Genomic DNA, 9807 nt, shown 5'->3' with positions numbered 1-9807 from the left:
TGGCCACCGTCGATCTTCTGGTAGGGTTCGGATGCGAACTCGAACCTGGAGAAGAAGACGATGACCGACGACAGAATGGCCCTTGTTGAGCTGATTGAGCAAGGGGCTGACAGCGATTTGGTGCGCGAGATGCTGGCTTTTGCCGCCGAGCGCATGATGGATATGGAGATCGAGGCGAAGACCGGGGTTCCTGCCGGTGCTCGTAGTGCAGCCCGGCTCAACCACCGTAACGGCTATCGCGAGCGTGGTTGGGACACCCGCGCTGGTCGGATTGATCTGGCGATCCCGAAGCTGCGCAAGGGCAGTTACTTCCCGAGTTTCCTGGAGCCGCGCCGGACCGCCGAGAAGGCTTTGGCTGCGGTAATTCAGGAGGCTTATGTGCACGGGATCTCGACTCGTTCGGTCGACGATCTGGTCAAGGCGATGGGCGCCAGCGGCGTATCGAAGAGCCAGGTCAGTCGTCTGGTTGCCGAGATCGACGAGCGGGTGAATGCCTTTCTGGCGCGGCCGATTGAGGGGGAGTGGCCCTACCTGTGGATCGACGCCACCTACCTCAAAGTTCGGGAAGGCGGGCGGATCGTCTCGACGGCGGCGATAATCGCCGTGGGCGTCAATACTGATGGCAGGCGCGAGGTTCTCGGCGTCGCCACCGGTCCATCGGAAGCGGAGCCCTTCTGGAAAGCCTTCCTGCGTTCGCTGGCAGATCGGGGCCTTCGCGGGGTGAAGCTGGTCATAGCCGACGATCACAAGGGACTGCGCGCCGCCGCCAGCAAGGTGTTCGCCGCGAGCCAGCAGCGCTGCCGGGTGCACTGGATGCGAGGCGCGCTGGCCCATGTCGCGCCCAAGCAGCGGCCGGCCGTCATCGCCATGATCAAGACGATCTTCGCGCAGGAGACGGCCGAAGCGGCACACCAGCAATGGGAGCAGGTCGCCGAAGCCCTGCGCGAGAAGTTTCCCAAGCTAGCCAATATGATGGATGCATCGCGCGAGGACGTGCTCGCCTACATGGCCTTTCCCAAGGAGCACTGGGCGCAGATCGCCTCTACCAACCCACTGGAAAGAGTGAACAAGGAGATCAAGCGGAGGGCCGATGTCATCGGGATCTTCCCCAACGACGCCGCCGTGATGCGCCTCGTTGGAGCACTCATGCTAGAACAAAATGACGAGTGGGCGGTATCGCGCCGCTACATGACACTGGAAACACTCGGCTCGGTGAGCCATAGTCCGGTCATCAGTCTGCCAGCCTTGGCGGCCTGACCCGAACCTGATCCTGCCGTGGATCGACGGTTCCTACACCACCCAGTGGGACACGACCCTCCTTGTGGGGCATACTACTCCGCCATCGACACAAGGAAGACATCTCCCAGAGCCGGATTACACTTGGTTAAATGAGTTTATGGGAGCGGGCAAGCGCCGCCTGTCTGCCGATGCCGCCCGAGCTGGAGACCCGCAAAAACCGATGGCATTCTGGCGGCTGTGGTGATTCATTGATCGGTAGGCGGGTTCCGAGGTCATCCCGGCCACCATCCGAGATGATGCCGGCCACCATTCCGAGCAATTCCCGGCCACCCGGGAGGGAATGAGAAGCCCGATCGTTGGGTCCATCTTATCGGCGCAGCAGCCGGAGGATGGAGATGCCGACGAGGAGGCCGAAGATGCGCCATGTGCGAGAAGTAATGAGAATGTATCGGGAGGCTTGTGTCCGGATGCGCGAGATCGCCCGACTGACTGGCCTTGCTCGATCTACAGTGCGCGACATGATCGTGCGCTTCGACCTCTCGGGATTGGCGTGGCCGGTTCCGGCCGAGATCGGTGACATAGATCTGGAGGGCCGCTTGGATGGCCCCTCCGGCGTCAAACCTGGGCGACGTAAGCTTCCGGAGCTGGACTGGCCCGGTGGTAGCGCGCGAATTGAAGCGCAAACACCCTTTGCAATCTGGCCTATAACTTCAACAAGCCGATCTTCCACGAACGCCGCGAAAGCACGGGATGACTCTGCCTGACGTCCGGAAGAGCCGGGTGAAGCCGCCCGAAATGCCGCCGGAGACAAACCAAATGCGCGCCCTTTATGGTCCAGCAGCATAGGGGGCTGTCCTCCCCCGACCGACCCGCTTCGAACTACCCAGTTTTTGCGGGTCTCCAACTTGCCGCTTAACATCAAGCCCCAGTCGGGGCCCAAACTCCGCTACTCTACGCCGCGATCTGCGCCAAATCTTCTGACGATGGAAAGCGACCTCGGAAAAGTCCGGGCCTCGTTACGCTCGCCGCAATTATCTCGTCGCAATAACTGCAAATGTATTGAAGATGGGCGAAGTCTTCAGGATATCCTGCCAGATACCTTTTGCGCGGGAGTATCCGACCATCACCACGTCGCCATCCAGAATCATGGGGTCGGCGGTAAGTCCAACGCGAATGTCCTTGAGATTAAAGCGCGCAGCCATGCGCTGATCGTTGATGGTTCGAAACACCACGATTTCACTTAACTTAGCGGTCGCCGTCGGACTTTCCGCCCGTGCCAGCGCCGCCAGCAAGGTTGTGCGGCCATCGATTTCGTAGACCCCGGGCTTCTCGACTTCGCCTTCTACTGAAACAAAGCTGGGGGCCGGTTCCTTTACGGAAACCGCCACCTGTGGATTTTTTATGTAGCGGGCACCGAGCCGAGACGCGATGTCAGAAGACAATTCGTCCACGCTGCGACCTTTGGCCTTCACTGATCCGATCAGCGGTACATGGATCATTCCGACGTCGTCCACCCGCAATTCATCCTGCGAGATGTCGGGCTCATTGAAGACGCGTAGTGTCAGTTTGTCTTTAGCGCGCACCGGGTACTCGGTGGGGACGGGGACAGTAGAGGGAATCACCTGATAGGCTGCGGGACCTTGTGGCAAGTCGGGATTGTTTACCGTGCTCGCACAGCCTGCGAGAGCGGAGCCTGCAACAACGCTGCCGAACATTAGCGCGATCTTGAATTTTTGCACTATTGGAGGTCTCCATGCGGTCATGGCCGGTTGAGGTTCACGATTAGTCAGGACGGAAGGCTTGCGCAAGCCGTTCAACTCCTGTTCGATCTTGTGATCGGAAAAGCGGTGTCTGTTGCCTGATCAGCTTTGCCGTAGTCAGCGTTCTGCGCGACGTGCCGCGCAGAGATTAGGGTGGGCATCGATGGGTCTGGCCCGGTGGATGGACAACGTCTTCATCGAGCGGCTCCGGTGCTCCTACAACGACGAACCCGTTAACCGTCATTTTCTCGAGTTGGTTCTGAGTTGAAGGCTGATCGGGGTAGGCGGATTTTCTATCGCCGCCCGATAGGTGTGACAATGGCTCGAGCACCAGCAAATTTGTGAGCCCACGGCCAAGAGCCATGGATGATGGGTCGTCGCGAGCGTGACGGTACCGACAGGCAACTTTCGCAGAACGCCGCATTTGGTTTTGCGCATCATTGTGCATTGCGATATGCTGCTGTAGAGGCGTCGTCCACAATCAATTTCCCGAGGCCGTATGAAGCTCAAGAAGGCCATTGCAGCGATGTTCGCTTTCAGTGTGCTCATTTCTCCGCTTACGGCGCAGGCAAGCACGGCCGCGCCGATCGCTTCGGGCAAGATTGCGCAGACGTCGGTGGGCTGGCATACAATAGTCTTCCACGGGAAGCAAAGGCACTATATCGTCACGACCCAGTTTGGGGTTGTCGGCTCTGTTGCTGTCGGTTGTAACCTTATTATGGCTGCTCAGGGAGATACGTCGCTGGAACGCTGATCTGCAGCTTAATGAAAGCTTCCCGCTTTTGGCCGAGCCAGGGGCGGGATTTCTTTTTTTATTATTAGAATAGCGTTGAGGAGGCGGTCTGCTCGAAAATAAGGCCCTACGTGATCGTTACGGCAATAGGCTGTTGTTGGCACTACGTTCGCGCATTTTGACCGCCCAAGGCTTGCTAATTGTGGCAGTTGTCTTTGGCGGCGGCGGCTCGGGGGCCGGGATCGCGAATCTCGTGGTTCAGCTAGCGGCGCTTGGGGCGCTGGCGTATCACAGGGATGCGTTTGCCGAATTTTTCAATGAAGCCCCCCGCGCCCTTTCAGTTGTTGTAGGCGTCACCGTTGCCCTTCCGTTGATGCAATGCATCCCGCTGCCGCCTGCTGTGTGGCATCTGCTCCCGGGTCGGATAGTGGTTGAGCAATCGATTGTACTTATCGGTGAGCAGGACAACTGGATGCCGATTTCGCTAAACTTAAACCGCACAATCATTGCGTTCCTTGCCTTGGTGCCTCCGCTAGCAATACTCATCCTTACTTGGCGATGCACGTTTCGTGATAGCTGGTCTTTGCTGGCTGTCCTCGTCACCTGCTGCGTTTTTTGTATCGTTCTGGGCGCGCAACAACTCGCATTGGGAAATCGCGAACTCATGCTCTATAGCGAAGGAGCGAACTCTCAAGGCTTACGCGGTACCTTCGCCAATCGAAATACCGCAGGATTGTTCATCGATATAGGCTTGTGCGCGCTGGTCGGCTTGCTGTGGCGGCCGCGTCAGAGCGTATTACGCATGGGGGTTGGCTTCGGCGTCGCACTATTGTTAGGGCTTGGATTGGTTCTGACCCAATCAAGGTCCAGCATGACACTCGTGGTAGTTCCGGTGGTTATGTTCTTGTTTTATTTATGGACGGTGCGTGTCACGTTTCTAGAGCACCGCGCTCGATTGCTGGCGCTAATTGTGACAGTTGCCGTTATTTTTGGTGCTGTCGCGATGCTGGGAAGCAATGCGCGCGTTCAGCGCAGTCTTTCGAGATTTGACACATTGGAGGATGCGAGGCCGGCGATCTGGCAAGATGCTCAATCGTCCATCTCGCGTTTTTGGCCTGTCGGCAGCGGGATTGGCACGTTCGATGAGGTGTTTCAGCTCGACGAATCGCTGGAAAACCTTAGCCCCGGCCGCGCCGCGCGCGCGCACAATGAATATCTGGAAACAATGGTTGAATCAGGTGCCATCGCGCCCTTCCTCATCGTTCTCTGGGCTGTTACCATTGTGGTGTTGGCCTGGCGTGGCATCCGCAGAGAGGTTGGTCGTGGCTCTCAGGCCGCAGCGCTCGCAATTTTCATCCTCTTGGCGTTTCAGTCAATTTTGGATTATCCCTTGCGCAGCCAAGCGCTTTTATGCGTCGCGGCTATGGCGCTAGGAATTTTCATGGCACGATCGGCTCACGAATCTTTAGTGGCACGCGAATTGAGATAGCTTGCAGTTTGCGGGACCGCCCGCAACTTGTACGCTGTGAATTAAGCGGATGTTGGCACAATCCTACGTGCCACACCTATTTGGCGGGGTAAGACTTGCAAAACGTTGGTTTCGATAGGGATATCGTCGAAGATTATCCCGAAGATCATGGTGACGGTCTCGATTTTGCGGCCGTCTTCAAGACCGTCCTTCGGGCGGTGCGCCGCAATATTGCGCTCATTAGTGCTATTCTGGTGGGCATGATTATTGCCGGTTTCGCACTCACGCTGCTTATCACGCCCAAGTACATGGCGAATGCGCAGGTGCTGATAGAAGATCAGGCCGATCAGATCATCGAAGGCAGTGAGCTGCAAAAAGTAGGCGCTAGTTGGGACACTGATCGCTTTCTGCAGACGCAGTTAGGCATAATCAAGAGCCGCTCGCTTGCGCGAATTGTCATCCAGAGCGGTGGTTTTGACAAGAAGCCGGAATTTTTCGAAGCGTTAGATGCCGACTTTCCTGAAGGGCAGGATGTTAAGGGCAGGCAGCTTGCGCAAGTGCGGCAGGAAGCCGCCGTCAATGTGCTGGTCGATCACCTTAAGGTCGATCTTCCCCCGGATAGCCGGATTGCAACGATCACTGTCACTAGCCGCGACGCCACGCTGGCGGCGAAGCTCGCCAATGTCTATGCAGATCGATACGTCGAGTATAACCTGAATCAGAAGTATGGGAGCTCCGCGTATGCGCGGCGCTTCCTCGGTGACCAGCTCTCCGAAGCAAGAGCCAAGCTCACGCAGTCCGAGCGAGATCTTAATCAGTACGCACGCGCCGCTGGTTTAATCCGTGTCACTAGCCAAGGCGAAAGCGGCACACAAGAGGCAGCGCTTTCGGTAACAAACAGTACTTTGATGCAGTTAAACGAAGCAGCTTCCAAGGCGGTGGCAGATCGGATCACGGCCGAGGATCGCTGGAACACGCTGGCTAGACAACCGGCTCTGAGCGTGCCGGAGGTCAACTCAAATTCAGCGATTCAACAACTCATTGGCGAAAAGACTAGGATCGAGGGTGAGCTCGCTGAGGAGCAATCCCGTCATCTTGAAGGTTACGCCACTGTTAAGTCGAAGCGTGCGCAGATTTCAGAACTTGATCGTCGGATAAGTATGCTTGCGGAGACGCTCAAAAAGACCGCATTCATTGACTATCAAGCTTCGCTTGAAAGAGAGAGGTCGCTTACTGGACAAGTCAATAACTTGCGTAATGAGGCGCTCGGTGAACAGGATCGCGGCGTTCAATACTCTGTGCTAAAGCGTGTGGCTGACACTAATCGCGCGCTCTACGAAACGCTTTTGTCACGCTACAACCAGATCAGCGCAACTGCAGGGGCGTCCAATAACAATATCACGATCGTCGATCGTGCTGAAGTGCCGCGCGTTCCGGCCTCTCCCAAGCTGCTGATCAATCTTGCAGTTGCATTTATTCTCGGTCTGATATTTGCGGCCGCCGCGGTATTCGTTCGCGAGATATTTGACGATGCGATCCGAACCCCGGACGATGTCGAAGGCAAGCTTAACATGCGTCTGCTCGGCCTGATCCCAATGCTGAAGGCAGACGAAGACGTGGACGAGAAGATAGCTGATCGCCGCTCCAGCGTCAGCGAAGCCTACCGCTCGTTGGTCACGAACCTGCAGTACTCCACCGTGAGCGGCTTGCCCCAGATACTTTGCATCACAAGTTCGCGGGAAGGAGAGGGCAAATCGACCACAGCGCGCACCATTGCGCGCGACATTGCCAGCCTAGGCAAGAAAGTTTTGCTGGTTGATATGGACCTGCGGCGTCCGACCCTGCATCGCACGATGGGCTTGGGTAAGACGTCCGGTCTGACCGACCTTCTTACGGGTAACAAGACTTTTGACCAAGTCTTGATTCACTCAGGGATAGAGAATTTAGACTGTATTTCGGGCTTGCCAACGCCTCCCGACCCGGCGCTCATCTTGTCGGGCGAGGGCATACCTGCCTTTTTCTCGCAAGCGCGTGAAAGGTACGACGTCGTCGTCGTCGACTCTGCCCCCCTACTAGGTTTGTCCGACGCGGTCGTCTTGGCGGGCCAGGCAGATGGTGTGCTATTCGTGATCGATGGATCGGGTTTCCACCGAGGAGCTGTAAAATCGGCCCTTAGGCGTCTGGCTTTAATCAACGCCAATATATTGGGTGTCGTCCTTAACCGATTCGAGCCGCGCGTGGGCGACACTGATTATAAATACTACGCTTACAACTATTATAGTTACGGATCGAAAGAGGAATGAAACGGCGGTGAAAGGCGCGCCAGAAAGATTCTTGGTAGTGGCCGCGTGGTACGCTATCCTAGGAATCATCGCGATTACAGCTGTCGGAGTGGAACTAGACCGTCAAGGTCGGTTCGACCCGGTGGTTGCGACGATTGTTCCAGGTCCGTTCAGAAGCGATGCTCTCGAGAATCTTACAAGGCGCGCATTTGAAAGGAATGATGGTTTTCGAGGGGAGGCATTCGCTCGAGAATTAGTCGCAAGGCGGCCTGTGCCAGCCGAAGTGCTGGCTTTGTATGCCAATGGCCTGCTCGTGAACCACAAAGAAGAAGACGCAATAGCGGTACTTCAAGTAGCTGCGAGTCGAGGTTGGCGAGATCGATTTGTCCAGCGTATCGTGATATCGTCCGCGCTCGAGCAAGGCGCACCTAAAGTGGCTGCTAACCGCGTGGTTGGACTTTGGAGATTGGGGGAACGGAGCGATTGGCTTAAAGGTCTTACCGAGGCTACTTTGCGGCAATCACCCGGATTGTTAGCTTTCGAGAGCACATTGACAAAAGGTGATTGGTACTTTGCCACGGACCTCCTGAGCTGGGCCGCCTCGAGTCTTCCTACCTCGTCAGTCGATCATCTGGCTCGGTCAATGGCTGCGCGGGATATTAATTTCGATTGCAAGAATTTTTCGGGCAGTGCTGACAGACTCGTGCGTAGTGGAAGGTACTTGGCAGCTATTACGCTATGGTCAATATTTTGTGAACCGGGTAGCGCCGAGAAGATCAATGTGCTCGACTTTGTGAATCCGCACGCCGCTTCTGGTCCGTTCGATTGGCGATACCCGGATGTTGCTGGCGTTGACATCGACTTTCAGCAGAACCAAAATGATATTGTATTGCGTTATTCGAGTTCCGAGCCGGTGCTTCAGGTGATTGCCCGGCGGTATATTGTTCTCACACCCGGCGGCCATTTGCTAAAAACTGGCACGGCAAATCTTTCCTCTGGCGTGAAATGGCATATTGCTTGCGTCGGTGCGCGAGTTCGTAACCTCGAGCTCCGGTTAAATGCAACGCGTGATGGTGAATGGTCCTTCATCATTCCATCGGATTGTCAAGTCCAAGAATTGACCATTTCAGTACGATCAGGTTCAGGCGAAGTCGCGCGGGCGGGGGTATCGTAAGCGCAGAACTGTGCATCCAGTTTGCAGGGCGGTTCACTCGAAAACACTACAAGACTTTTGCGCGACGAGTGTAAGCGCGCATTTCGTAGCACGCTGGTTTCGTACGCATCCGCTAGCTGGCGCGGATCCGCAGGACGTCAGGGAACGATTTCCTGTGTGAGCTGCTGCTGAGCGGCCTTCCAGTTCCATATGTGGACGGCTCCCTCTTGCAAGGGCTGAACGGAAAATTTGATCGGATCGCTTGCTTCCATATGTCCGGTCTTTCGGTGCGGTCGCACGTGACCGCTGGCCAAGATGGTTTCCGCGGTGTGTGTTCCCAACAAGGCAGCGGCCTGTGATGGCCATTGGAACTGACCGAGTGTCACACGCCTCGGATCGATCGATCGCACCATCTGCTCTCTTCATGCAAGATCACGGATCAGCGTACGCATCCGCTGAGCGGCGCCTTGCCGGTGGGGTGATGGATCGGTCTTAAGGTCGCAGTTATTTGCGAACTTAGGAGCGGTGTTTGTGGGACGGATCACGGTTTTCGGCGGGCCTGAACGCCGCCGACGCTGGAGTACCGAGGAACAGCGGCGTATTCTGGAAGAGGCTTTTGCGCCGGGCGCGTGCGTCGCGCAGGTTGCCCGGCGGCACGACGTCTCCACCGCGTTGGTCTATACCTGGCGGCGCAAACTGTGCCTGGTGGCTGCCGCCGGGCAGGAAGGCCGTGGTTTCGTCGAAGCTGTGATGTTGGACGACAAGGCCGTCACGCCGGTTCCCGGGCAGCCGGCGATTGTAGTGGAGCTTTCCCATGGTCGCCGGGTGAGCATTTTCAGTTTGGCGTCTCCCGCGATGGCTGCGGCAGTCGTGGAGGTTCTGGCGCGATGATCCCGATCCCGGGCGGCGTGAGGGTGTGGCTTGCGCTGGGGCATACGGACATGCGGCGGGGAATGCGCTCGCTGGCCCATGGCCCTGCAGGTCCAGCAATCGCTGAACAAGGACGTCCATGCGGGCGATCTATACGTCTTCAGGGGACGAAGTGGATCGCTGTGCAAGATCTTGTGGCATGACGGCCTCGGGATGTCGTTATATTCAAAACGCCTGGAAAGAGGGCGTTTTGTCTGGCCATCTGCAAAGGATGGGACGATCGCGATCTCGGCCTCGGCGAT

The 9807-nt window shown here is 56.8% G+C and carries 8 protein-coding genes; 7 read left to right on the top strand and 1 reads right to left on the bottom strand.

Annotated elements, in window-relative coordinates:
- Positions 1–60 precede the first annotated feature (60 nt).
- A complete protein-coding gene (locus LH128_RS02395; RefSeq protein ID WP_008827979.1) occupies positions 61–1257 on the top strand; it encodes an IS256 family transposase in 1197 nt (398 codons plus the stop codon).
- 1013 nt (positions 1258–2270) lie between these two features.
- Here the strand turns inward: LH128_RS02395 and LH128_RS02390 are convergent.
- Positions 2271–3047, bottom strand: coding sequence for a polysaccharide biosynthesis/export family protein (locus tag LH128_RS02390; RefSeq protein ID WP_172704898.1), 777 nt, complete (start codon positions 3045–3047; stop codon positions 2271–2273).
- 451 nt (positions 3048–3498) lie between these two features.
- Between LH128_RS02390 and LH128_RS02385 the strand changes: the two genes are divergently transcribed.
- The 6 genes from LH128_RS02385 to tnpB form a co-directional block, all read left to right on the top strand.
- The gene (locus LH128_RS02385; RefSeq protein WP_008827977.1) at positions 3499–3753 is read left to right on the top strand and encodes a hypothetical protein; all 255 of its coding nucleotides are present in this window, start codon (positions 3499–3501) and stop codon (positions 3751–3753) included.
- Between the two features lie 136 nt (positions 3754–3889).
- A complete protein-coding gene (locus tag LH128_RS02380) occupies positions 3890–5221 on the top strand; it encodes an O-antigen ligase family protein (protein ID WP_327195031.1) in 1332 nt (443 codons plus the stop codon).
- Between the two features lie 95 nt (positions 5222–5316).
- Complete coding sequence (locus tag LH128_RS02375; RefSeq protein WP_008827975.1) at positions 5317–7503, top strand: GumC family protein; 2187 nt, start codon at positions 5317–5319, stop codon at positions 7501–7503.
- A 250-nt stretch (positions 7504–7753) separates the two neighbouring features.
- Positions 7754–8656 carry a hypothetical protein gene (locus LH128_RS33035; protein ID WP_172704896.1) on the top strand — a complete coding sequence of 301 codons (903 nt, stop codon included), beginning with the start codon at positions 7754–7756 and terminating at the stop codon, positions 8654–8656.
- 510 nt (positions 8657–9166) lie between these two features.
- Positions 9167–9526: an IS66-like element accessory protein TnpA gene (gene tnpA, locus LH128_RS02370; RefSeq protein ID WP_008827974.1), complete on the top strand. Its 360-nt coding sequence runs from the start codon at positions 9167–9169 to the stop codon at positions 9524–9526.
- Positions 9527–9604: 78 nt separating this feature from the next.
- A partial coding sequence (gene tnpB / locus LH128_RS02365; RefSeq protein ID WP_008827973.1) for an IS66 family insertion sequence element accessory protein TnpB occupies positions 9605–9807 on the top strand: 203 nt, incomplete at its 3' end.

Origin of the sequence: Sphingomonas sp. LH128, assembly GCF_000293195.2 — a bacterium.
GTDB classification, from domain to species: Bacteria; Pseudomonadota; Alphaproteobacteria; order Sphingomonadales; family Sphingomonadaceae; genus Novosphingobium; species Novosphingobium resinovorum_A.
Note: the sequence above shows the minus strand (reverse complement) of the source record. Positions and strands in the feature narration are given on the sequence as shown.